Origin of the sequence: Streptomyces sp. NPDC048278 (assembly GCF_040652195.1) — a bacterium.
Lineage (GTDB): Bacteria > Actinomycetota > Actinomycetes > Streptomycetales > Streptomycetaceae > Streptomyces.
The window spans coordinates 42673-65388 of sequence record NZ_JBEZLP010000021.1 but is presented as its reverse complement, the minus strand read 5'-3'; the positions used below and the strand labels follow the sequence as shown (position 1 = coordinate 65388).

22 protein-coding genes are annotated in these 22716 nt (G+C 71.8%); 9 read left to right on the top strand and 13 right to left on the bottom strand.

What is annotated here, in order from left to right; translation table 11 throughout:
- The first annotated feature begins 27 nt into the window (after positions 1–27).
- The gene (locus AB0D74_RS30990; RefSeq protein ID WP_362594349.1) at positions 28–2814 is read left to right on the top strand and encodes a penicillin acylase family protein; all 2787 of its coding nucleotides are present in this window, start codon (positions 28–30) and stop codon (positions 2812–2814) included.
- Positions 2815–2832: 18 nt separating this feature from the next.
- On the opposite strand, the gene AB0D74_RS30985 is transcribed toward AB0D74_RS30990, so the two are convergent.
- Both AB0D74_RS30985 and AB0D74_RS30980 read right to left on the bottom strand, forming a co-directional pair.
- Positions 2833–4152, bottom strand: a complete 1320-nt coding sequence (locus AB0D74_RS30985; RefSeq protein ID WP_362594347.1) for a serine-threonine protein kinase — start codon at positions 4150–4152, stop codon at positions 2833–2835.
- Positions 4153–4232: 80 nt separating this feature from the next.
- Positions 4233–5474 carry a DUF1343 domain-containing protein gene (locus tag AB0D74_RS30980; protein ID WP_362594345.1) on the bottom strand — a complete coding sequence of 414 codons (1242 nt, stop codon included), beginning with the start codon at positions 5472–5474 and terminating at the stop codon, positions 4233–4235.
- Positions 5475–5641: 167 nt separating this feature from the next.
- On the opposite strand from AB0D74_RS30980, the gene AB0D74_RS30975 reads away from it, so the two are divergent.
- From AB0D74_RS30975 to AB0D74_RS30965, 3 genes are read left to right on the top strand one after another with little or no spacing between them, the layout of a single operon-like run.
- Positions 5642–6406 carry an SDR family NAD(P)-dependent oxidoreductase gene (locus AB0D74_RS30975; RefSeq protein ID WP_362594343.1) on the top strand — a complete coding sequence of 255 codons (765 nt, stop codon included), beginning with the start codon at positions 5642–5644 and terminating at the stop codon, positions 6404–6406.
- Positions 6403–8079 carry an AMP-binding protein gene (locus AB0D74_RS30970; protein ID WP_362594341.1) on the top strand — a complete coding sequence of 559 codons (1677 nt, stop codon included), beginning with the start codon at positions 6403–6405 and terminating at the stop codon, positions 8077–8079. Before AB0D74_RS30975 ends, AB0D74_RS30970 begins: the two co-directional genes overlap by 4 nt.
- A 29-nt stretch (positions 8080–8108) precedes the next feature.
- Positions 8109–8702, top strand: coding sequence for a TetR/AcrR family transcriptional regulator (locus AB0D74_RS30965; RefSeq protein ID WP_293998386.1), 594 nt, complete (start codon positions 8109–8111; stop codon positions 8700–8702).
- 67 nt (positions 8703–8769) lie between these two features.
- Here AB0D74_RS30965 and AB0D74_RS30960 read toward each other — a convergent pair whose 3' ends face one another.
- From AB0D74_RS30960 to AB0D74_RS30950, 3 genes are all read right to left on the bottom strand, one after another.
- Complete coding sequence (locus AB0D74_RS30960) at positions 8770–9993, bottom strand: acyl-CoA dehydrogenase family protein (RefSeq protein WP_362594339.1); 1224 nt, start codon at positions 9991–9993, stop codon at positions 8770–8772.
- Between the two features lie 6 nt (positions 9994–9999).
- Entirely contained in the window at positions 10000–11022 is a 1023-nt protein-coding gene (locus AB0D74_RS30955; protein ID WP_362594337.1) for a phosphotransferase family protein, read from the bottom strand.
- Between the two features lie 166 nt (positions 11023–11188).
- On the bottom strand, positions 11189–11485 hold the full coding sequence (locus AB0D74_RS30950) for a hypothetical protein (RefSeq protein ID WP_362594335.1): 297 nt from the start codon (positions 11483–11485) through the stop codon (positions 11189–11191).
- Between the two features lie 164 nt (positions 11486–11649).
- Between AB0D74_RS30950 and AB0D74_RS30945 the strand changes: the two genes are divergently transcribed.
- Positions 11650–12591 carry an NADP-dependent oxidoreductase gene (locus tag AB0D74_RS30945; RefSeq protein WP_362594333.1) on the top strand — a complete coding sequence of 314 codons (942 nt, stop codon included), beginning with the start codon at positions 11650–11652 and terminating at the stop codon, positions 12589–12591.
- A gap of 15 nt (positions 12592–12606) precedes the next feature.
- Here the strand turns inward: AB0D74_RS30945 and AB0D74_RS30940 are convergent, their stop codons facing one another.
- The 4 genes from AB0D74_RS30940 to AB0D74_RS30925 all read right to left on the bottom strand — a co-directional run bounded on the left by AB0D74_RS30940 (position 12607) and on the right by AB0D74_RS30925 (position 14839).
- The gene (locus AB0D74_RS30940) at positions 12607–12921 is read right to left on the bottom strand and encodes a DUF202 domain-containing protein (RefSeq protein ID WP_362594331.1); all 315 of its coding nucleotides are present in this window, start codon (positions 12919–12921) and stop codon (positions 12607–12609) included.
- On the bottom strand, positions 12918–13310 hold the full coding sequence (locus AB0D74_RS30935) for a DUF202 domain-containing protein (protein ID WP_351703915.1): 393 nt from the start codon (positions 13308–13310) through the stop codon (positions 12918–12920). The genes AB0D74_RS30940 and AB0D74_RS30935 overlap by 4 nt, the downstream gene beginning before the upstream one ends.
- A 92-nt stretch (positions 13311–13402) precedes the next feature.
- Positions 13403–13912 carry an NUDIX domain-containing protein gene (locus AB0D74_RS30930; protein ID WP_362594328.1) on the bottom strand — a complete coding sequence of 170 codons (510 nt, stop codon included), beginning with the start codon at positions 13910–13912 and terminating at the stop codon, positions 13403–13405.
- A gap of 33 nt (positions 13913–13945) precedes the next feature.
- The gene (locus AB0D74_RS30925) at positions 13946–14839 is read right to left on the bottom strand and encodes a DMT family transporter (protein ID WP_362594326.1); all 894 of its coding nucleotides are present in this window, start codon (positions 14837–14839) and stop codon (positions 13946–13948) included.
- Positions 14840–15229: 390 nt separating this feature from the next.
- Between AB0D74_RS30925 and AB0D74_RS30920 the strand changes: the two genes are divergently transcribed.
- From AB0D74_RS30920 to AB0D74_RS30910, 3 genes are all read left to right on the top strand, one after another.
- Positions 15230–16228 carry a hypothetical protein gene (locus AB0D74_RS30920; RefSeq protein WP_362594324.1) on the top strand — a complete coding sequence of 333 codons (999 nt, stop codon included), beginning with the start codon at positions 15230–15232 and terminating at the stop codon, positions 16226–16228.
- Between the two features lie 87 nt (positions 16229–16315).
- On the top strand, positions 16316–17056 hold the full coding sequence (locus AB0D74_RS30915; RefSeq protein ID WP_362594322.1) for a molybdopterin-dependent oxidoreductase: 741 nt from the start codon (positions 16316–16318) through the stop codon (positions 17054–17056).
- Positions 17040–17663: a cytochrome b/b6 domain-containing protein gene (locus AB0D74_RS30910; RefSeq protein ID WP_362594320.1), complete on the top strand. Its 624-nt coding sequence runs from the start codon at positions 17040–17042 to the stop codon at positions 17661–17663. The genes AB0D74_RS30915 and AB0D74_RS30910 overlap by 17 nt, the downstream gene beginning before the upstream one ends.
- Before the next feature lie 293 nt (positions 17664–17956).
- Here the strand turns inward: AB0D74_RS30910 and AB0D74_RS30905 are convergent, their stop codons facing one another.
- Positions 17957–19354 (bottom strand): gluconate:H+ symporter, encoded by a 1398-nt coding sequence (locus AB0D74_RS30905; RefSeq protein WP_362594318.1) that lies wholly within the window; start codon positions 19352–19354, stop codon positions 17957–17959.
- 60 nt (positions 19355–19414) lie between these two features.
- The gene (locus AB0D74_RS30900) at positions 19415–19936 is read right to left on the bottom strand and encodes a gluconokinase (RefSeq protein WP_362594316.1); all 522 of its coding nucleotides are present in this window, start codon (positions 19934–19936) and stop codon (positions 19415–19417) included.
- A gap of 151 nt (positions 19937–20087) precedes the next feature.
- Between AB0D74_RS30900 and AB0D74_RS30895 the strand changes: the two genes are divergently transcribed.
- The gene (locus AB0D74_RS30895) at positions 20088–20789 is read left to right on the top strand and encodes a FadR/GntR family transcriptional regulator (RefSeq protein ID WP_362594314.1); all 702 of its coding nucleotides are present in this window, start codon (positions 20088–20090) and stop codon (positions 20787–20789) included.
- 52 nt (positions 20790–20841) lie between these two features.
- Here AB0D74_RS30895 and AB0D74_RS30890 read toward each other — a convergent pair whose 3' ends face one another.
- The gene (locus tag AB0D74_RS30890; protein WP_362594312.1) at positions 20842–21252 is read right to left on the bottom strand and encodes a YchJ family metal-binding protein; all 411 of its coding nucleotides are present in this window, start codon (positions 21250–21252) and stop codon (positions 20842–20844) included.
- 12 nt (positions 21253–21264) lie between these two features.
- Complete coding sequence (locus AB0D74_RS30885) at positions 21265–22638, bottom strand: M1 family metallopeptidase (RefSeq protein WP_362594310.1); 1374 nt, start codon at positions 22636–22638, stop codon at positions 21265–21267.
- Positions 22639–22716 lie beyond the last annotated feature (78 nt).

Genomic DNA, 22716 nt, shown 5'->3' with positions numbered 1-22716 from the left:
GCACCACCCCCGTCGTGAGGAGCTGCCATGCCACGGCGCACCAGACATCACGCGTTGTTCGACAGACTGAGAACTCCCCGCAAGCTCCCCGGGTTCCTGAAAGCCGCATCCGTGTGCGTGCTGATAGCCGGGCTGCTCTCCCCGCTGGCCGGGGCCACCACCGCGGCGGCCGCGACCTCCAACGACTACTGCGGCGGCCAGTGTTCCGACATCCTGCCGCCCGGCGAGAACGGCAACGCCACCCTCGCCCAGATCCTGCTCAACCAGGCTTTCGGCACCCAGCCCAGCCATGCCGAGGACCAGCTCGGCCCCTACAACAACCTGGCCACGGGCTACTCCACCCTCACCGACGCGAAGATCAACACGTTCTTCAACGACTCGTCGTTCGGGGTCGCTTCCAGTCAAGTCGCCTCCACCGAGAACCCGGCCGGCCGCACCGACGTCACCATCGTCCGCGACAAGGCCACCGGGGTGCCGCACATCACCGGTACCACCAGATACGGCACGGAGTTCGGCGCGGGGTATGCCGCCGCTGAGGACCGGCTGTGGCTCATGGACGTGTTCCGGCACGTCGGGCGCGGCCAGCTCACCACCTTCGCCGGTGGCGTCGCCTCCAACCAGGGTCTTGAGCAGGAGTTCTACCGCAACGCCCCGTACACCGAGGCGGACCTCCAGGCGCAGATCGACAACGCCGTCGCCAACAACGGCGCCCGGGGCCAGCAGGCCCTCGCGGACGCCAACGCCTACCTCGCCGGCATCAACTCCTACATCGACGCCTCCGACAGCGGCCGGTACTTCCCCGGCGAGTACGTGCTGACCGGGCACAAGGACTCGATCACCAACGCCGGCACGATCGACCACTTCAAGATCACCGACCTGGTGGCGCTGGCCTCCGTGATCGGCACGCTGTTCGGTTCCGGCGGCGGAGGCGAGGTCAACAACGCCCTCTCGCTGCTCGCCGCCCAGGAGCAGTACGGCGTGACCGAGGGCACCAAGGTCTGGGAGTCGTTCCGTGAACGCAACGACCCCGAGGCGGCGCTCACCGTCCACAACGGCGAGAGCTTCCCGTACGGCACCAAGCCGTCCGACCCACAGGGCGAGGCACTGCCCGACGCCGGTTCGGTGACCACCGAGCCACTGGTCTACAACGCCACCGGCACCGGCGCCGACCAGAGCGCCAGCGCGGCCTCCGCGGCGGCGACCGCGACCGCCCTCAGCTCGGCCAAGCGCGGGATGTCCAACGCGCTGGTCGTCAGCGGCAAGTACACCGCGAGCGGTCACCCCATCGCCGTGTTCGGACCGCAGACCGGCTACTTCGCCCCGCAGCTGCTCATGCTCCAGGAGATCCAGGGCCCGGGCATCAGCGCCCGCGGCGCCTCGTTCGCCGGCCTGAGCATGTACGTCGAACTGGGCCGAGGCCAGGACTACGCGTGGTCCGCCACCACCTCCGGCCAGGACATCATCGACTCCTACGCGGTCGAACTCTGCCAGGACGACTACCACTACCTGTTCCACGGCACCTGCACCGCCATGGACGAGGTCGAGCAGACCAACTCCTGGAAGCCGACCACGGCCGACAGCACGGCCGCCGGCTCGTACACCATGAGAGTGTGGAAAACCAAGTACGGACCGGTCGAATACCGGGCCACCGTCGGCGGGAAGAAGGTCGCCTACACCACCCTGCGCTCCTCCTACATGCACGAGGCCGACTCGATCATCGGCTTCCAGATGCTCAACGACCCCGACTACGTGAACAGCCCGCAGACCTTCCAGAGCGCGGCGCAGCACATCAACTTCACCTTCAACTGGTTCTACGCCGACTCCTCGCACACCGCGTACTACAACAGCGGCAACAACCCGGTGCGGGCGAGCGGGGTCGACCCCGAGTTCCCGGTCTGGGGCCAGGCCGCCTACGAGTGGCAGAACTGGGACCCGACCACCAACACGGCCGACTACACCCCGGCCTCCGCGCACCCCCAGTCGGTCGACCAGGACTACTACATCTCCTGGAACAACAAACAGGCGCTGAACTACACGACCGCGAGCTGGGGTGACGGCTCGGTCCACCGCGGCAACCTGCTGAACGACCGGGTGAAGAAACTCGTCGCCGCCGGCGGTGTCACCAGATCCGCGCTCGTCAAGGCCATGGCGGACGCGTCGCTCACGGACCTGCGGGCCGAGGACGTGCTGCCGGACATGCTGAAGGTGATCAACAGCAGTACGGTCACCGACTCCACGGCCGCCGCGGCCGTCACCAAGCTCCAGACCTGGCTGACCGCGGGCGGCAAGCGGACGGAGACCTCGGCGGGCTCGAAGACGTACGCCAACGCCGACGCCATCCGGATCCTGGACGCCTGGTGGCCGCTGCTGGTGAAGGCCGAGTTCCAGCCCGGCCTCGGTGACGACCTGTACACCGCGTTCACCAACAACCTGTACATCGACGAGACCCCGTCCGCCGCCCACGGACCGACCGGTGCGCATGCCGGGAGCTCCTTCCAGTACGGCTGGTGGAGTTATGTCGACAAGGACCTCCGGTCGGTGCTCGGACAGACCGTCTCCGGACCGCTCGCCGAGCAGTACTGCGGCGGCGGCAGCCTCAGCGCCTGCCGGGACATCCTGATCAGCACCCTGAAGACGGCGGCCGGCACCAGCGCGTCCACCGTCTACCCCGGGGACTCGCTGTGCTCGGCGGGCGACCAGTGGTGCGCCGACTCGATCGTGCAGCGCACCCTGGGCGGCATCAAGCACTACAACATCAGCTGGCAGAACCGGCCGACCTTCCAGCAGGTCGTCGAGTTCACGTCACACCGCTGATGCCCCACGGCGGCGGGGTCACGCGATGTGCCCCGCCGTCAGCACCACCCGCGCCAGTTCGGGGTGCACGATGTCGCTGTGCGCCCCGGACGGCGGGCCGCCCTTCCGCACGACCGCCGCCGCGTCGACGTTCACACAGCCCGGCGCGGCGAGCGGCCCGCGCAGCGCCGCCGCCAGGTCCAGCGAACGGGTGCCCGGCACCTCCTGGACGCCGTCGTGGCCCATCGCACCCCACCTGGCGCCCAGCATCCGCGCCACGTCCTCGCCGAGTGCCGACTCGCAGTCGTCCGCCATCCGCGAGGCCAGCGGGTACAGCGTGCCGAGCGACTCGTCGAAGTGGGAGTAGCAGCAGACCAGCGGGCCGTCGATCCGGTTCTGCTGTCCCTGGAGCACGCCGCCGGCGCGCGGGTCGTGGGGCAGCCGGGTGGCGAACGCGTAGTGCGAGAAGGCCCCTTGCAGCAGGGTCACGGACTTCACCGTGCGCACCCCGTCCGGCAGCCCGCGCAGCGCGAACGACACCAGCCGGCCGCCGAAGCTGTGCCCCACCAGATGCACCCGCAGGTCCGGCGCCACCCCGGCCAGCTGTCCGATCACCCGCCCGAGCCCCCGCTCCCCGACGGTCCCCGCGCGCCGCTTCATCGCGTAGTACGTCGCCTGCCGCAACAGCTCCTTCGCGCCGTCCCAGGGGTTCGGCACGGTGAACCCGGCCGCGTCGCCACCGCCCTGGAGAGCGGCCAGCGCCGCCGCGAACTCCTCGCACAGGGTGGTGATGTCCCCGCTGAACAGCACGGGCTCGCTCTGCGGGACGCCCTCCGCGAGGGTGTCCGCCGCGAACAGCGGCTGCGGGCCGCCGGGGAGGACCTCGACCAGCAGCCGTACGAGCCGCCCGAACTCCTCCAGTTCGTTCGCCGGCCGCTGGTCCAGCATCCGCGCGATCTGGTCGACCACGGTGGCCCGCCCCGGGAACGTCTCCAGGAGGGCGTGCCGGGTGTCCTTGTCGAGCACGGGCGCCGGTGACTCCACCGCCTCCGTGGCCACCACGGACGCCGGGAAGTCGGGGATCGGCTCGTCGCAGAACCGCATCGACGGCCAGATCACCCCGGCGTACCCGATCCGCGCCTTCGGCGCGAGCTTCGGGATCGGTGCGAAGAACCGCCGGTACAGGCGGGTCGCCCCCGAACGGTCGTTGTTCCAGCCGTGCGCGAAGACGATCAGGTCGTGGAGGCCGTGCCCGCCGATCTCGCCCAGCAGCCGGTCGCGTTCGGCGCCGTCCGGGTCCCCGTCCGCGTCGAAGGTCAGCTCCCAGTAGGGAGCCACGCTCATTCCAGGATCCGCCATACCAGGCTCCTCGTCCCCCGGACCGGTGCGATGTGGGCGCATCGTCCTGCTGCGGGGCAAGGTTGGCCATACGACGCGCCTCACCTGTAGAGGAGAAATTCCTTTCGGACCCGGCGGAATACGGCGAGTTCGTCCTGCCAGGCGCCGACGACCTCGTCCGGGCCCGCGCCGGCGTCGATCATCGTGCGCACGCGCGCGGACCCGGTGAGCTTGTCGATCCAGTCGTCCTCGCGCCAGGCGAAGCCGCTCCACACCTTCTTCGCGGTCACGAGCAGGGCGATTCCGGTGCGGACCGGGTCGTAGGCGGCCCGGTCGTGCACATGGATCTGCACCCCGCCGACCGTCCTGCCCTGGAACTTGGAGAAGGTGGGCGCGAAGTACGCCTCGCGGAACCGCACGCCCGGCAGCGCGAGTGCGTTGGCGGCAACCGCCCACCGCGCGTCGATGCCGTCGGCGCCGAGCAGTTCGAAGGGGCGGGTGGTCCCGCGTCCCTCCGACAGGTTCGTGCCCTCGAAGAGGCAGGTCCCCGAGTAGACGAGGGCGGTGTCCGGGGTGGGCATGTTGGGGCTCGGCGGCACCCACGGCAGGCCGTACGCGTCGGAGAAGCGCGAGCGCCGCCAGCCCGTCATCGGTACGACGTCCAGCGCGACCGGCGGGTCCAGGAACTCCGCGTTGAAGAGCCGCGCGAGCTCGGCGACCGTCATCCCGTGCGCCTGCGCGATCGGCTGCCGGCCGACGAAACTGGCGAACTCCCGGTGCAGGACCGGGCCTTCGGCCGTGCGGCCGGTCACCGGGTTCGGGCGGTCGAGGACGACGAAGCGCTTGCCGGCCAGCCGGGCGGCCTCCATGCAGTCGTACAGCGTCCAGATGTACGTGTAGAAACGGGCGCCGACGTCCTGGACGTCGAAGACGACGGTGTCCACGCCGGACGAGGTGAACACGTCGGCGAGGGGCTGTCCGCTCTTGAGGTACGTGTCGTAGACGGGGAGGCCGGTCGCCGGGTCGTCGTAGCGGCCCTCGGAGCCGCCGGCCTGGGCGGTGCCGCGGAAACCGTGTTCCGGGCCGAAGACCGCCGTCAGCCGGACCCGGGGGTCGGCGTGCATGACGTCGACGATGTGGCGGGTGTCGGGGGTGATGCCGGTGGGGTTGGTGACGATGCCGACCTTTTGGGCGGCGAGGAGGGCGTAGCCGTCGGCGGCGAGGCGGTCGAACCCGGTGTCGAGGTGGCCGTGGGCGTCGGCTGTCATTGCCGTGGGTAGGGCTGTCACGGCCGTTGCCGTTGCCGTGGCCGCGGTGAGCAGACTTCGTCGGGACAGGCGCATGGGGGTGGCCTCCGTGGTCGTCCGGGTGCGGGCCGTGTGTGGCTGGTCGCGCAGTTCCCCGCGCCCCTAGGTTGGACCGATCACCCTTCCCTTTACACATACCGACTGGTTAGTCTGGCCGATGCTGAGCCGTGTCGCGTCGTGTCGCGTCGTGTCGAAGGAGACCGATGGTGGGAGCCGTGCAAGATGCCCGAGTCGTCGTCACCGGGGCGGGAGGGGGTATCGGGGCCGCGCTGGCCCGTCGGTTCGCCGCCGAGGGCGCCCGCGTCGTGGTGAACGACCTGGACGGGGAGAAGGCCGCCGCGGTCGCCGCGGAGATCGGCGGGATCGCCCTTCCGGGGGACGCCTCCGGCATCGTCGGCGCCGCCCGGGACGCGCTCGGCGGGAGCGTCGACGTCTACTGCGCCAACGCCGGCCTCGGCTCCGGCGGGTCCGAGGCGGCGGATGCGGCCGTGTGGGAGTCGGCCTGGGACGTCAACGTCATGGCGCACGTACGGGCCGCGCAGGAGCTGGTGCCGGAGTGGCTGGAGCGCGGGAGCGGGCGGTTCGTGTCCACCGTGTCCGCGGCCGGCCTCCTCACCATGATCGGCGCCGCGCCGTACAGCGTCACCAAGCACGCCGCCTACGCCTTCGCCGAGTGGCTGTCGCTGACGTACCGGCACCGCGGCCTGAAGGTGCACGCCATCTGCCCGCAGGGCGTCCGTACCGACATGCTCGCCGCCACCGGCAGCGCGGGCGACATCGTGCTCCAGCCGACCGCGATCGAGCCGGAGGCCGTCGCGGACGCACTGTTCAAGGGGATGGCGGAGGACCGCTTCCTGATCCTGCCGCACCCCGAGGTCGCCGAGTACTACCAGGCGCGGGCCGGTGACCCGGACCGCTGGCTGACGAACATGAACCACATCCAGCAGAAGTGGGAGGCCACCCGGTGAGCGCGCCGGAGACCGTGTCCGGCTACGCCGCCCGGCCCTGGGCGGCGCTGCTCAACGACGTCCAGCGCGGGCCCGTCGAGCCGCCCGCCTCGCTGGTGCACGCCCTGCGGGCCGCCGTGGCCGAGGCACCCGACCGCACCTGCCTCGCCTACTTCGACGCCCGCCTCAGCTTCCGCGAGGTCGACGAGCTGAGCGACTCGGTCGCGGCGCACTTCGCCGGGCGGGGCCTGGAGCGCGGTGACCGGGTCGCCGTCGTCCTCCAGAACTCGCCGCACTTCGTGCTCGCGGTGCTCGGCGCCTGGAAGGCGGGCGCGACCGTCGTGCCGGTCAACCCGATGTACAAGTCGGGGGAGGTCTCGCACGTCCTGCGGGACGCCGAGGTGACCGCGCTGGTCTGCTCGCAGCGGGCCTGGGAGTCGTACCTGCGGGACACCGCGGCCGGCTCGCCGGTGCGGATCGTGCTCACCGCGAGCGAGCTGGACTTCCAGACCCGCGACGACGCGCGCGTGCTGGCCTTCGAGCGGCTGCCCCAGGCCGCGGACGCCGAGGACCTGGTCGCCGTCGCACGGCAGGGCGGGAAGGCGCCCGCAGGGCGGGATCCGGAGCCCTCCGACACCGCGCTGATCAGCTACACCTCGGGGACGAGCGGTGCGCCCAAGGGCGCCACCAACCTGCACAGCAACATCATGTACAACGCCGAGCGGCAGCGGACCGGGCTCGCTCTGCCCGACGCGCCGGTCTACTACGCCCTCGCGCCCCTCTTCCACATCACCGGCATGGTCTGCCAGCTCTGCGCCTGCCTGACCAGCGTCGGCACGCTCGTGCTGACGTACCGCTTCGAGCCGGGCCTGGTCCTGGAGGCGTTCGCCGAGCACCGCCCGCAGTACACGGTCGGCCCGTCCACCGCCTTCATGGCGCTGGCCGCCCACCCGGACGTCACCCCGGAGCACTTCGCCTCCTTCGTCAACATCTCCTCCGGCGGCGCGCCGCTGCCGCCCGCCCTGGTGGAGAAGTTCCGCGCCGGATTCGGGCCGTACATCCGCAACGGCTACGGGCTGACCGAGTGCACCGCGCCCTGCGCCTCCGTGCCGCCGGAGCTGGAGGCGCCCGTCGACCCGGTCTCCGGGACCCTCGCGGTCGGCGTGCCCGGCCCCGACACGCTCGTCCGCATCATCGACGACCAGGGCAACGAGCTGCCCTTCGGCGAGCAGGGCGAGATCGCCGTGCGCGGGCCGCAGGTGGTGCCCGGGTACTGGCGGCGGCCCGAGGCCACCGCCGAGACCTTCCCGGACGGCGAACTGCGCACCGGGGACATCGGGTTCATGGACCCGCAGGGCTGGCTGTACGTCGTCGACCGCAAGAAGGACATGATCAACGCGTCCGGCTTCAAGGTCTGGCCGCGCGAGGTCGAGGACGTGCTGTACACCCATCCGGCGGTACGCGAGGCGGCCGTCGTCGGGGTGCCGGACGGCTACCGCGGCGAGACGGTCAAGGCCTACATCAGTCTTCGTCCGGGAACTGCAACCGACCCGGACGATCTCGCCCTCTATTGCAAGGAGAGACTGGCCGCCTACAAATACCCGCGGCAAGTCGAGATCCTGCCCGACCTGCCGAAGACGGCAAGTGGGAAGATCCTCCGACGGGAACTGCGTTCCCGACCGCAACAGGGTTAGCAGCATGACGAGAAAGGCAGGTGGCGGCAGTGCCCAGGACGACGGACGGAGACGGGGCTCCTGTTCCGCAGCGGCTTCTTGCCGCCGCCACCCGGCTCTTCGCGGAGCAGGGGTACGACCGCACCTCCGTGCAGGAGATCGTGGAGGCGGCCGGCGTCACCAAGGGGGCGCTGTATCACTACTTCGGTTCCAAGGACGACCTCCTGCACGAGGTGTACGCGCGCGTGCTGCGCGTCCAGCAGGAGCGGCTCGACGCCTTCGCGAACGCGGACGAGCCGATCGAGAAGCGGCTGCGGGGCGCGGCGGCGGACGTGGTCGTCACGACCATCGAGAACCTCGACGACGCGTCGATCTTCTTCCGGTCCATGCACCACCTGAGCCCGGAGAAGAACAAGCAGGTGCGCGCCGAGCGCCGGCGCTACCACGAACGCTTCCGCGCGCTGGTCGAGGAGGGGCAGCGCGAGGGCGTCTTCTCCACCGCGACCCCGGCCGACCTCGTCGTCGACTACCACTTCGGCTCGGTCCACCACCTGTCCACCTGGTACCGCCCCGACGGCCCCATGACCCCCCAGGAGGTCGCCGACCACCTGGCCGACCTGCTGCTGCGGGCACTGCGGCCCTGACGGGAAGCACCGCGGCGCTGACGGGAAGGGCCCGGCCGTACCCGGCCGGGCCCTTCCCGTGGTCGGTCTACAGGTACTTCTTCAGCTCCCGGCGCGCCAGCGACCGCTGGTGCACCTCGTCCGGGCCGTCGGCGATCATCAGGGTGCGGGCCCCGGCGTACAGGTCGGCCAACGGGAAGTCCTGGCTGACGCCGCCCGCGCCGTGCAGCTGGATCGCGCGGTCGATGATGTCGACGACCGCACGCGGCGTGGCGATCTTGATGGCCTGGATCTCGGCGTGGGCGCCCCGGTTGCCGACGGTGTCCATCAGCCAGGCGGTCTTGAGGACCAGCAGCCGCAGCTGCTCGACCGTCACCCGGGCGTCGGCGATCCAGTTGTGCACCACGCCCTGCTGGGCCAGCGCCTTGCCGAAGGCCTCGCGGGAGACGGCCCGGCGGCACATCAGCTCGATCGCCCGCTCGGCCATGCCGATCAGCCGCATGCAGTGGTGGATACGGCCAGGACCGAGCCGGGCCTGGGCGATGGCGAAGCCGCCGCCCTCCTCGCCGACCAGGTTCGTCGCCGGCACGCGCGCGTGGTCGAAGACCACCTCGGCGTGGCCGCCGTGCGAGTGGTCCTCGTAGCCGAAGACCTTCATCGCCCGCTTCACGGTGACGCCCGGGGTGTCGCGCGGGACCAGCACCATGGACTGCTGGCGCCGGATGTCGCTGCCGTCCGGGTCGGTCTTGCCCATCACGATGAAGATCCTGCAGTCCGGGTTCATCGCCCCGGAGATGTACCACTTGCGGCCGGTGATGACGTAGTCGTCTGTTCCGTCGGAGGCCCGCTCGATGTGGGTGGTGATGTTGGTGGCGTCCGAGGAGGCCACCTCCGGCTCGGTCATGGCGAACGCGGAGCGGATCTCACCGGCAAGCAGCGGCTCCAGCCACTGCTTCTTCTGCGCGTCGTCGCCGAACTGGGCCAGCACCTCCATGTTGCCGGTGTCCGGGGCCGCGCAGTTCAGCGCGGTGGGCGCCAGGTGCGGGGAGCGGCCGGTGATCTCGGCGAGCGGCGCGTACTGGAGGTTGGTGAGCCCGGCGCCGTACTCCGCGTCGGGCAGGAAGAGGTTCCACAGGCCCTGCCTGCGCGCCTCGGCCTTCAGCTCCCCGACCACGGCCGGGGTGTCCCACGGCGAGGCCAGCGCGGCGCGCTGCTCATCGGCGACCGGCTCGGCCGGGTAGACGTACTCGTCCATGAAGGCGAGCAGCTTGGCGCGCAGTTCCTCGGTGCGCGCGTCGAACGCGAAGTCCATGGCCGGTCAGCCTTCCTGAAGAGTGGTCAGTCCGTGGTCGATGAAGACGGGCACGAGTTCGCCGATGCGGTCGAAGCCCTGCCCGAGCGTCTGGCCCAGCGTGTACCGGTAGTGAATGCCCTCCAGGATCACGGCGAGCTTGAACCAGGCGAACGCCGTGTACCAGGAGATGTGCGAGACGTCGCGCCCCGAGCGCGCCGCGTACCGCTCGACCAGCTCCCGCGGGTCCGGGTGGCCCGGCGCCTCGGCGGTCGTGGACACCGGCGAGTCCGGCGTGCCCAGCGGCAGGCTGTACATCACCAGCAGGCCCAGGTCGGTCAGCGGGTCGCCGAGCGTGGACATCTCCCAGTCGAGGATCGCCTTGATCCGGTCGTCGTCGCCGATCAGCACGTTGTCCAGGCGGTAGTCGCCGTGGATCACCGTGGGCGCGGGGGAGTCGGGCAGGCGGCGGCCCAGGGTCGCGTGCAGCTCGTCGATGCCGGCCAGCTCCCGGTTGCGGGAGGCGTCCAGCTGCTTGCCCCAGCGGCGCAGCTGGCGGTCCAGGAAGCCCTCGGGACGGCCGAAGTCGGCGAGCCCGACCTCCGCGGGGTCCACGGCGTGCAGCTCGACCAGTGTGTCCACCAGGGACAGCACGGCACTGCGGGTGCGCTCGGGGCCGAGCGGGGCGAGCTGCTCGGAGGTGCGGTACGGGGTGCCCGCCACGAACTCCATCACGTAGAACGGCGCGCCGAGGACGTCGTCGTCCTCGCACAGCAGCACCGTGCGCGGCACCGGCACCTCGGTCGGGTACAGCGCGCTGATCACCCGGTGCTCGCGCTTCATGTCGTGCGCGGTGGCCAGGACGTGGCCCAGCGGCGGCCGTCGTACGACCCAGTCCGAGGCGCCGTCGGAGATCGCGTAGGTGAGGTTCGACCGTCCGCCCTCGATCAGCCTTCCGGTCAGCGGACCGGTCACCAGGCCGGGGCGCTCGCGATCGAGCAGGCCGCGCAGCCGGTCGAGGTCGAGTCCGGGCGGGTGGTCGGGGCTCATGCATCGCTCCTACGAACGAACGAACAGGACCCGTCTCATGATGCCGACCAGTCGGTATGTCGTCCAGCGCGTGAGCCAAACGTGACCGGGACCACCCTACGGCCCGAATGCCGCGTGGCGGCCCCCCGCGCGCGCAGGGCGGGGGCCGCCACGGGGGAGGGTCGGCTCAGTGGTCGTCCCAGTGGCCGTTGTGCTCCGCGTGCCGGTGGCCGTCGTGCAGGTAGTCGATGTGGTCGCCGTGCAGGACGCCGGTGTGCCCGCAGCCCTCGCCGTGCCGGTGCTCGTGGGCCTCGTGGGTGACGTGCCCGTCGGGCTCGCACTCGTCCCAGTGGCCGCCGTGCTCGCGGTGCAGATGCCCGTTGTGCGCGTAGTCGACGTGGTCGCCGTGCGGCACCTGGTCGTGCCCGCAGCCGGGTCCGTGGCTGTGGCCGTGCGCGGTGTGTTCCTGGTGAAGGGTGGTCATGGTGCTCGCCTTCGGGGGTGCGGGGTTCGGGGGTGTGGGGTTGAGGGGTGTGGGCGGTGCGAGGGGGAGTGCGGCGTGATGCCGACGGACAGGCTGCCACGCGAACCGCACATATGCGGGCATCCCGGTTGCGTGGCGTGCGAGTACCCCGGAGGGTCATTTGCATGAAAGGGATCAGCTACAGCCGGTACGGCGGCCCCGAGGTGCTGGAGTACGGCGAGGTCAAGGACCCGAAGGTCGGCCCCGACTCGGTGCTGGTGAAGATCCGGGCGGCGGCCGTGAACCCGGTCGACTGGAAGTGCCGCGAGGGCCATCTGCACGGCATCCTGGACGCCGTCTTCCCGGTGATCCCCGGCTGGGACGTCTCCGGCGTCGTCGTCCAGCCCGGCCAGGCCGTCACCGAGTTCGCGGTCGGCGACGAGGTGATCGGCTACGTCCGCGAGGACTTCCTCTCCCGGGGCACCCTCGCCGAGTACGTCGCCGCCCCGGTGCGCACCCTCGCCCGCAAGCCGCGCAACCTCACCTTCGAACAGGCTTCCGGGCTGCCGCTGGCCGGCCTCACCGCCTACCAGGCGCTGGTGCACACCCTGGAGGTCAAGCGGGGCGAGACGGTCCTGGTGCACGCCGCCGCCGGCGGGGTCGGCTCCCTCGCCGTCCAGATCGCGGCCCACCTCGGCGCCCGGGTCATCGGCACCGCGAGCGAGCGCAACCACGACTTCGTCCGGGGCCTCGGCGGCGAGCCGGTGGCCTACGGCGCGGGCCTGGCCGAACGCGTGCGGGGACTGGCCCCGGAGGGCGTGGCCGCCGTCTTCGACACCGTCGGCGGTGAGGCCCTGACCGTCTCGGCGAACCTGCTCGCCCCCGAGGGCCGGATGGCCTCGATCGCCGACCCGGACGTCGTCGACTTCGGGGGCCGCTACTGCTGGGCGCGGCCCGACGCCGGGGACCTGACCCGGCTCACCGTGCTCGCGGAACAGGGCGCGCTGACCGTCCACGTCGACGGGACGTTCCCGCTGAAGGCGGCGGCCGACGCGCAGCGCCGCAGCCAGGAGGGGCACACCCGGGGCAAGCTGGTGGTCACCGTGGACTGGCCGGAGGAGGGCTGACCCGGGGCGCCGTGGCTACACGACCAGTGCGGCGGCGCACAGGGCGACGGCGACCGTGCACAGGACCGCCCCGGCCGCCTGCCGGGGCGTGAGCGCCGAGGGGCGGCCGGTGGCCGCGAGGGCGCGGATACGGCGGTGGGCGACCAGGAGGAAGCCCACCCACAGCACGCAGCAGGCGGCGCAGGCGACGACCCCGGCGGCCGAGGTGCTGCCGTGCAGGGCGGTCTTCGCCGCGAGGACGGCGGCGACCGTCGCCGACAGGGTCGTACGGCGCCAGGCCAGCCGGGTCCGCTCCGGCTGGAGCCCGGGGTCGCGGGCCGGCTCCGTCACCCCTCCCACCCGACGAGCACGACGACGACCATCGCGACGGCGACCACGGCGATGACCACGCTCAGCAGCGCAGGGAACCGGGACACCGGCAGGTCCTCGCCGCGCCGCATCGCCCGCTCGCAGCGCATCCAGTGGTTCACGGCGCGCAGCGAGCACAGGACGCCTGCGGCGAGGAGCGCGAGGGCGAGGCCGATGCGCCAGCCGCGGCCGAGGTCGGGCAGGAACTGGTCCACGGCGAAGCCGCCGCCGATGAGGGCGAGGGCGGTCCGCAGCCAGGCGAGGAAGGTCCGCTCGTTGGCGAGGGAGAAACGGTAGTCGGGGGTCGTGCCTTCCTGGCGCACCTCTTCGGGGGCGAACCACAAACGGACGTTCCGCGCGAATTCGATCACGTGTAGGAAGCCTACCGGGGGGCCGCCGCGGTCGTTCGGCTGCGGGCCGGTGGGGGCCGGCCGCGCAGTTCCCCGCGCCCCTTGCGGGGCCCTCAGCCCCGCCGCTCCCGCAGCTTCTCCCACGCCGCCAAGCCGTCCGGCACCCACTCCCACTCCCCGAGCCGTGACAGCAGCTCGTCCTCGGTGAGGAAGTCGTGCCAGGCCACCTCCTCCACCTGGGGCCGCACCGGCAGCTCGCAGCGCACCTCGTACACCGCCGACCACCAGCTGTGCCCGACGTCGTTGTGGTAGAGGAACTTGAAGAGGAACGTCGGCCGGGGGAGCCCGCTCACGCCCAGTTCCTCCTCGGCCTCGCGCAGCGCCGCGTCGTCGTAGGACTCGCCCGCGCCGACCACACCGCCGACGAACATGTCGTACAGGGAGGGGAAGACCAGCTTGGTCGCGGTGCGGCGGTGCACGAAGACACGGCCGGCGGCGTCGCGGGCCAGGATGAAGGCGCAGCGGTGACGCAGGCCGCGCGCGTACGCCTCGCCGCGCGGGGACTGCCCGATGACCTGGTCGTTCTCGTCGACGATGTCGAGGATTTCGTCAGCAGCGCTCATGCCGCCATCCAAGCAGGCGGACGGCCGTCGGCGTCAGCGCGGCTGGAGGTCCAGCGACGGCTCCTTGGGCGCCGTACCGCGCGGCATCGCCGGATGCAGTCCGAGCAGCACGATGCCCGCCACGATCGCCGCGAGGCCCGCCGCCTCCCAGGCCAGCGCCCCGGTGTCGGTGCGCAGCCTGTCCCCGAGGAAGCCGACCCCGCAGAGGATCCCGGCGAGCGGCTGGGCCGCGGTGAGCGCGGGCAGCGAGTTGCGCAGCTCCGCCGTCTCGAACGCGCTCTGCACGAGGATCAGCCCGGTGACCCCGAGGACCAGCACGCCGTACGGCTGCCAGCCGGTCAGCACCTCCATGATGCCGCCCTCGGAGAACCGGGTGCCGGTGACCCGGGTCAGTGCGTCCTGGACGCCGTAGAGCAGGCCGGCGGCGAGGGCGAGCAGGGTGGGGCCGGCGCTGAGGCGGGAGCGCTTGGCGTAGGTCGTCAGGAGCAGGGCTATGCCGACCGTCACGCCGATGATCAGCCAGTGGCGCGCCGGGTTGGTCACGGCGTCGCCGCCGCGCGGCTGGCCCGCCAGGATGAACGTGGTCACCCCGCCCGCGAGCAGGATGAGACCCGCCCAGCCCTGGTGGCTGAGGGGATGCTTGGTCTGGTGCCGGGAGAGCGCGAGGGCGAACAGCAGGTTCGTCGCGAGCAGCGGCTCGACGAGGGAGATCTCGCCCTTGCCGAGGGCGACCGCGCCGAGGATCATGCCGGCCACCATCAGGCCGATACCGCCGAGCCAGCGCGGCACCCGCATCAGGTCGAGCAGCAGCCGGGGCGAGAGGAAGTCGTTGAGCGGTGCCTTCTGGGCGACGTTCTGCTGGAGTACGAACCCGAAGCCCAGGCAACAGGCCGCGCTCACGGCGAGAATCAGAACCAGAACGGACACGCTGCGTACCTCGATCTGCGGCCGGGCTACGGAGTGCGTAGTGGCCGACTGTAGCGCTCCCCGGTGGGGATTGCTCCGGAGTACCCGGAACCGGGCGGTTGACTCGGTCACGCCGCCCGGGGTCGGTCACGGTGGGCGGATCGGGGCGGCGGCGGGACCCTACGGCCATGGTCCGACGCCCGGGCGGCCTGCGCCATGGCGTACGCCACAACCGGAACCCTGAGCCCCACGGCCACCGTACGCCAACCCGGCCCCGGCGCGCGTCAAGTTCCGCTTCTCACAGGGTAGTTGAACAGAGTACGAGCCCCGTTCAGCTTGACGCAAAGTCTTGGCGGGGGGTTTGCTGTGCGTGATCGGCCGATGGCAGCCCGACAACCAGGAAGTTCCGCGGTGCCCCCAACCCCGCCCCTCTTAGGCCCAGGCCCGGCCCCCACGGCCCCCGGCCCGGCCGTCGCCGAAGCTCCCCGCGCGGCAGCGCACCCCGGGTGCGAGCACTGTCCCGACGACGCCCTCGGCGACGCCGAACTCATCTCCGCGCGAGCCGCGTTGGCCCAGGGCCGCTGGCAGTCGGCCCGCTCCCTGTTGCTCCACACGGGTGACGACTGGGACCGCCGCGGCCACCGGGTCACCGTTCTCGCCCGCGAGCCCTACGCCATCGCCTGGGCCCGCGAGTGGCTGCTCGCCGAGCCCGGCTCCGCCGGTGCCACCGCCCTGTACGCCCTGACCCTCGTCCGGCGCGCCCTGCGCGGCAAGGAGGAACCGGAGCGGGCCCGCGAGGCCTGCGCCGGTGCCGCCGCGCTCGCCCCCGCCGACCCCACCCCCTGGCTCGGCCTCCTGCTGCTCGCCCGCCACCTGGGCACCGACGAGGAGACGCGCCGCGCCTTCGCCGAGGTGCGCCGCCGGCACCCCGAGCACCACCACGCCCATCACCTGATGGCGGCCCGGATCGCGGAGACCGAGACCCGCGGCAGGTACGAGACGTACGAGCTGCGCGCCTTCGCGGAGCGCGCGGCGGCCGAGGCCCCGGCCGACTCCCCGCTCGCCGTCCTGCCGGTCGTCGCGTACACCGAACGCCACCGGGTGCTGGCCGCCACCGGACGGGCCCCCGCCGACCCGGCCGCCGCCGGGCACTGGACCGAGCCGTCGGCGCTGCGCGCCCTGGGCGCCGCCTTCGACTGGTGGCTGGAGTGGGGGATCGAGGAGCATCCACGCCGCTACCTCGACCTCAACCACCTCGCCCACGCCACCTTCGGCGCCGGCCGGTACGCCGAGGCGGCGGCCCTGTTCCAGCGGATCGGCCGCCATGCCACCACGGCGCCCTGGTCCTACCCGGACCGCGACCCGTGCGAGGCGTTCCGGACGGCCCGGGACCGGACGCTGGGAGGCTGACGGGACCTTCATGAGAAGAGGTTGTGGATTCCTTACGGCCGCCGGATTCCGTGGCCGAACACGCCCCGACGGTGTTCGAATGAGTACGTGAACTCTGAACAGTCCGAGGAACGGCGGCGCGCCGAGGAGGGCAGCCCGGTCGGCCGCCGGGTGTTCCTCGGCACCATCGGTCTCGGCGCGCTCGGCCTGGTGACCGCCCCGGTGCTGCAACGCATGACCGAGACGGTGCTGGGTGCCTTCTCCGGCAAGGACCCCACGGGGCTGACCGGCCTCCTCCCGAACGGCGGCGGCTTCCGGTACTACTCGGTGACCGGGTCCGTGCCGGACAAGACCGCCGCGAACTACCAGCTGAAGATCGACGGGCTCGTCGACAGGCCGAACACGTACACCCTGGCCGACCTGCGGGCCCTGCCGCAGACCAGGCTGGTCAAGGACGTCCAGTGCGTGACCGGCTGGCGGGTCCCCGACACGCCCTTCTCGGGCGTCCGCCTCTCCCACTTGCTGGACCTGGCGGGCGTCCGGGACACCGCCAAGGCGATCCACTTCACCTGCTTCGACGGCGCCTACACCGAGAGCCTCACCCTCGACCAGGCACGCCGGCCGGACGTCCTGGTCGCGCTGCGCATGCAGAACAAGGCCATCACCCACGACCACGGCGGCCCGGTCCGCCTCTACGTCGCCCCCATGTACTTCTACAAATCGGCCAAGTGGCTCTCCGGCATCACGGTCACCGACAAGGTCGAACCGGGCTACTGGGAGAACCTCGGCTACGACGTCGACGCCTGGGTCGGCCGCTCGAACGGACGTGACGATGAGCCTACGAGCTGAGGCCCCGGCCGCCACGGACCGGCTGCACCGCTTCACCCCGGCCGAGCGCTGGATCCACCGCACGACGGCGCTGCTCATGGGCCTGTGCGTCGCGACGGCCGCCTGCCTCTACATCCCGCAGCTGGCGATCCTCGTCGGCCGCCGGGAACTGGTCGTCCGCATCCACGAGTGCGCGGGCCTCGCCCTGCCCGTCCCGGTCGTCCTCGGCCTCGCCTCCCGCGCCTTCCGCAGGGACCTCGGCTTCCTGAACCGCTTCGGCCCCCACGACAAGCTGTGGCTGGCCGCCGCCCTCAGCCGCGACAAGCGCCCCTCCTCGCGCCCGGCGGGCAAGTTCAACGCCGGCCAGAAGATCTACGCGAACTGGATCGCCGGCGCCACCCTCGTCATGCTCGCCACGGGCCTCCTGATGTGGTTCACCCACCTCACCCCCCTGATGTGGCGCACCTCGGCCACCTTCGTCCACGACTGGCTGTCCCTCACCATCGGCATCGTCCTCGCCGGCCACATCGGCATGGCCCTCGGCGACCCGGAGGCCCGCCGAGGCCTGCGCACCGGCACGGTGAGCCGCGACTGGGCCAAGCGCGAACATCCGCTGTGGCGGCCGTAGCCGCGCAACACCGTCGAACGCGTTCGGACGGTGTCTCGGGCACCGCGGGACATCACCGTCGTGGCTGACCGCCGTCGCGGCGGGGAGAAGAGCGGGACTTGCGCCGTTGCGGCGCGGAGAACGCTGCAGCCTCGGCCTGCGTGCAGTGTGTGCCTCTGGAGTCCCTGGGCCGGCGTGGACTTCTCGAGGAACTCGCGGCTTCCGGCCCTCCTCGTCCCGCCGCAACGGCGATCAGCCCGGACGGCGGAGTTCGGCGGTGCCGCATCGGCCGCACCGCCGGACTCCGCCCGTGCCTAGATCACCAACGACAGCAGCAGCACCAGTCCGCCCGCGACCACCGAGATGATCGTCTCCATCACGGACCAGGTCTTGAGGGTCTGGCCGACGGAGAGGCCGAAGTACTCCTTCACGAGCCAGAATCCCGCGTCGTTGACGTGGCTGAAGAACAGGGAGCCCGCGCCGATGGCCAGGACGAGGAGGGCGGTGTGGGCGGTGGACATGTCGGCTGCCAGCGGGGCCACCAGGCCGGCCGCCGACACCGTGGCCACCGTCGCCGAACCCGTCGCCAGCCGGATCGCGACCGCGATCAGCCAGGCAAGGAGCAGGGCCGGGATCGACCAGTCCTTGGAGATCTCCAGGATCATCTGGCCGACACCGCAGTCGATCAGCGTCTGCTTGAAGCCGCCGCCCGCGCCGACGATGAGGAGGATGCCGGCGATGGGCGTGAGCCCCTTCTCGACGGTCTGCGAGATCCGGTCCCGGGAGAACCCGGCCGGCCGGCCCAGCGTGAACATGCCGACGACGACGGCCGCGAGCAGCGCGATCAGCGGGGAGCCGACGACGTCGAAGACGCGCTGGACGGTGTCCGCCGGGTCGTCGACGACGATGTCCACCAGCGCCTTGGACAGCATCAGGACGACCGGCAGCAGGATGGTGGCGAGGGTGGCGCCGAAGCCGGGGCGCTTCTCCAGTTCCTCGGACGGGCGCTGCGGGAGCATCCGGTCGGGAGCCTGCACGTCCACCCAGCGGGCGGCGACCTTCGAGAACAGCGGACCGGCGATGACCACGGTCGGGATCGCGACCAGCACGCCGAGCGCCAGGGTCACGCCCAGGTTGGCGTGGACCGCGTCGATCGCGACCAGCGGGCCGGGGTGCGGCGGCACCAGGCCGTGCATCACGGACAGGCCGGCCAGTGCCGGGATGCCGATGCGCATCAGGGAGTAGTTGCCGCGCTTGGCGACCATCAGCACCACCGGGATCAGCAGCACGATGCCGACCTCGAAGAACAGCGGCAGCCCGACCACGGAGGCGATCAGCACCATCGCCCAGGGCATCGCCCGGCCGCCGGCCCTGTCGAGGATCGTGTCGACGATCTGGTCGGCGCCGCCGGAGTCGGCCAGCAGCTTGCCCAGGATCGCCCCGAGCGCGATCAGGACACCCACGCCGGCGACGGTGGTGCCGAGCCCGGTGGTGAAGCTGGTGATGACCTTGTCGAGCGGCGCCCCGGCGAACGCGCCGAGCGCGAGCGAGCCGATGGTGAGCGCCAGGAAGGCGTGCAGCTTGAACTTGGTGATGAGCAGGACGATGACGGCGAAGCCCAGCAGGACGGCGATACCGAGCCGGGCGTGTCCGGCCGAGGTGATGGGCGCGACGGTGTCCGCTGCCAGCATCTCGACGCTGAGTCTGGTCACGGGGGTTCCTTGCGGTGACGGGGGGAGGGAGGGGTGGGGGAGGGGGAGGGGAAGCGGGAGTTACTGCGGGGTGAGGTCGGGGAGCGCGTCCAGCGCCTGCTCGGCCCGTGCGGTGATCTCCTCGGGGGTGCCCGAGACGTCCACGGCGACACCCTGCTCGTCCGGCTCCAGCGGCTGGAGCGTGGCGAACTGCGAGTCCAGCAGCGCGGTCGGCATGAAGTGGCCCTGCCGGTGCGACATCCGGTCCTCGATGAGCCGCCGGTCGCCGGCCAGGTGCAGGAACACGATGCCGGGGGCAGCGGCCCGGAGCCGGTCACGGTACGACCGCTTCAGCGCGGAGCTGCTGACCACCCCGCCGAGCCCCGCCCGCCCGTGCGCCCAGGCACCGATGGCGTCCAGCCACGGCCACCGGTCGGCGTCGTCGAGCGGGTGACCGGCCGACATCTTGGCGATGTTGGCCGGCGGGTGGAAGTCGTCGCCCTCGGCGTACGGGACGCCGAGCCGGGCGGCGAGCAGGGGACCGATCGTGGTCTTGCCCGTGCCGGCGACGCCCATCACCACGACGACGTGAGGGGTCCGCATCACTGCCTCGCTGTCCTTCCACGATGAGCGACACCGGCGTACGACATCCGGTGTCGGCCTCACTGAAACCCATTAGGTACGACGAATTCAAGAGTCTGTGACAAATAAGTCTGACTTTTTGGCCGAGTGATCCACTCGGTACGCTGAGTGCATGAGCACACCGGGCCGGGGCCTGCACGGCCGAGTACTGGACACCCTCGGCCCCGCCATCACCGCGGGCGAGTACCCGCCGGGCAGCGTTCTGCGCACCGACGAACTCGCCCAGCACTTCGAGGTCTCACGCTCCGTGATGCGCGAGGCGGTCCGGGTCCTCGAATCCATGCACCTGGTCGAGTCCCGCCGCCGGGTGGGCGTCACCGTCCGCCCCAAGGCCGAGTGGAACGTCTACGACCCGCAGGTCATCCGCTGGCGCCTGGCCGGCGCCGACCGCCCGCACCAGCTGCGCTCGCTCACCGTGCTGCGCTCGGCGATCGAGCCGGTCGCGGCCGGCCTGGCGGCCCGGCACGCCACGGCCGCGCAGTGCGCCGAACTCACCGAGTGCGCCCTCGGCATGGTGGCCCACTCACGCGGCCACGAGCTGGAGCAGTACCTGTTCCACGACGTCGCCTTCCACCGGGTGATCCTGGCGGCGTCGGGCAACGAGATGTTCGCCCGGCTCGGTGACGTCGTGGCCGAGGTCCTCGCGGGCCGTACCGAGCACGAGGTCATGTTCGAGGACCCCGACCCGGCCGCCGTCACCCTCCACGTCCAGCTCGCGGAGGCGGTCCGCGAGGGCGACGCGGCCCGCGCGGAACAACTGACCCGCGAGATCACCGCGGGCGCCCTCCAGGAACTGGACATCCTGGCGCCGTAGCGCTGCCGTAGCGCCGCCCTGGCCCTGCTGCTCGGCCCGACCTGGTTCGGCCCTACTGTTCCGGGAACTCCCCGTCCAGGTACACCCAGGCCCCGTCGACCCGCTCGAACCGGCTGCGCTCCAGCAGCGACCCGTCCCGGAACGAGGCGCGGAAGGTCACCGTGCCGGTGGCGTGGAAGGCCGAGCCGTCGGCCGTCGCCAGGATCTCCAGGCCGGTCCACCGCATCCCGGGGTCCAGGCCGAGCCGGGCCGGCCGGGTCCGGGGATGCCAGGTGCGCAGCAGGTACGGCTCGTCGAGCCGGACGAAGGCGCTGTAGCGCGAGCGCATCAGGGTCTCGGCGGTGGGCGCCGCCGCCTCGCCGCGGTGGAACCGGCCGCAGCAGTTCTCGTACGTCTCCGGGAGACCGCACGGGCAGACCGCTGAGGCCGGGGAGGGCTGCTGCCGGGAGCGCTTCGGTGACACGGGCGCGCCCCCCTACGCCGACTCGGCGTTGGTGGGCGGCTGGGCCGGACGCGCCGGAACGGCCAGGGTGGGGAGCGCGGGCAGCGCCGTGCGGTGCACCCAGGCGTCCAGGAGCCCGTCCAGCGGCTCGTCCGCGAACCGGTTGACGTGGGCCGTGAACATCGCGGTCGTCACGGACCCGCCCCGGTGCAGCCCCGCCCACGCCCGCAGCATGTGGAAGAACCGCTCGTCGCCGAGCGCGCAGCGGACCGCGTGGATCGTCACCCCGCCCCGCTCGTAGAGCCGGTCGTCGAACATCGACTTCTTGCCCGGGGCGGCGATCCGGATGTCCTGCGGCAGCCCGGAGAGCATCCGGTGCGCGATGGCGGCCAGTTGCTGCGCGCTACGGCCCCCGGACCGCTCCGACCAGAGCCACTCCGCGTACTTGGCGAGCCCCTCGTTCAGCCAGATGTGCCGCCAGTCGGCGATGGACACGCTGTTGCCGAACCACTGGTGCGCCAGCTCGTGCGCGACCAGCCGCTCCGAACCCCGAGCCCCGTCCACGTGGTTGGCGCCGAACAGCGACAACCCCTGTGCCTCGACGGGGACATCGAACTCCTCGTCGGCGACGACCACCGCGTACTCGTCGAACGGGTACGGCCCGAACAGCCGCTGGAACAGGTCCATCATCGCGGGCTGCCGCGCGAAGTCCCGGGAGAACTCCGGGAGCAGCTGTGCCGGTATGTGCCCGTGCATCGGGATCCCGCCGAAGCCCGGGTCGCCGAGGAGCACCGTCTGGAACTTGCCGATCGCGAGGCTCACCAGGTAGCTCGACGTCGGCGCCGCCTGCTCGTACACCCAGGTCGTCGTGGACGCCTTCGTGGTCCGCGTGAGCAGCCGGCCGCCGGCCACCACCGAGTACGCCGACGGGCAGGTGATCGAGAGCAGGTACGACGCCTTGTCGGCCGGCCGGTCGTTGCAGGGGAACCAGGAGGGTGCGCCGATCGGCTGGCTGGCCACCAGCGCGCCGTCCGTCAGCTCCTCCCAGCCGATCCCGCCCCACGGGCTGTTCACCGGCTTGGGGTTGCCCGACCAGTGGATCTCCACGGTGAAGGCGGCCCCGGCGCGCAGCGGCTTGGCCGGCTTGACCCGCAGCCGGCCGCCGCGGTGCGTCCAGTGCGGCTGGCGGCCGTCCACCCGGATCCGGCCGATCTTGAAGTCGGCCAGGTTCAGCTGGAACTCGGGCAGGGCCGCCCGGCCCGCGATGGCGTTGATCCGGACCGCGCCGGACAGTCGGTTGGGTCCTGGCCGGTAGTCCAGCGTGAGCTCATAGCGATGCACCCGGTACCGGGAATCGCCGTTGTCCGGGAAGTACGGGTCCGGACCCGCTGACTGCTGCACTGCCACTTCCGCGTTCGCTCCCTGCGCTGTGCTCGAACCGTCCCTCGGTGCACCGATGCCCGCGGCCACCACCGGACGGTCCGC

Bases quoted from the DNA above. Each gene is read 5' to 3' on its own strand.
- AB0D74_RS30975 (WP_362594343.1), top strand. From the start codon at position 5,642: ATGGTGGGAGCCGTGCAAGATGCCCGAGTCGTCGTCACCGGGGCGGGA.
- AB0D74_RS30960 (WP_362594339.1), bottom strand. From the start codon at position 9,993: ATGGACTTCGCGTTCGACGCGCGCACCGAGGAACTGCGCGCCAAGCTG.
- AB0D74_RS30980 (WP_362594345.1), bottom strand. From the start codon at position 5,474: ATGCGCCTGTCCCGACGAAGTCTGCTCACCGCGGCCACGGCAACGGCA.
- AB0D74_RS30945 (WP_362594333.1), top strand. From the start codon at position 11,650: ATGAAAGGGATCAGCTACAGCCGGTACGGCGGCCCCGAGGTGCTGGAG.
- AB0D74_RS30955 (WP_362594337.1), bottom strand. From the start codon at position 11,022: ATGAGCCCCGACCACCCGCCCGGACTCGACCTCGACCGGCTGCGCGGC.
- AB0D74_RS30900 (WP_362594316.1), bottom strand. From the start codon at position 19,936: ATGCGGACCCCTCACGTCGTCGTGGTGATGGGCGTCGCCGGCACGGGC.
- AB0D74_RS30910 (WP_362594320.1), top strand. From the start codon at position 17,040: ATGAGCCTACGAGCTGAGGCCCCGGCCGCCACGGACCGGCTGCACCGC.
- AB0D74_RS30985 (WP_362594347.1), bottom strand. From the start codon at position 4,152: ATGGCGGATCCTGGAATGAGCGTGGCTCCCTACTGGGAGCTGACCTTC.
- AB0D74_RS30950 (WP_362594335.1), bottom strand. From the start codon at position 11,485: ATGACCACCCTTCACCAGGAACACACCGCGCACGGCCACAGCCACGGA.
- AB0D74_RS30930 (WP_362594328.1), bottom strand. From the start codon at position 13,912: ATGAGCGCTGCTGACGAAATCCTCGACATCGTCGACGAGAACGACCAG.
- AB0D74_RS30895 (WP_362594314.1), top strand. From the start codon at position 20,088: ATGAGCACACCGGGCCGGGGCCTGCACGGCCGAGTACTGGACACCCTC.
- AB0D74_RS30990 (WP_362594349.1), top strand. From the start codon at position 28: ATGCCACGGCGCACCAGACATCACGCGTTGTTCGACAGACTGAGAACT.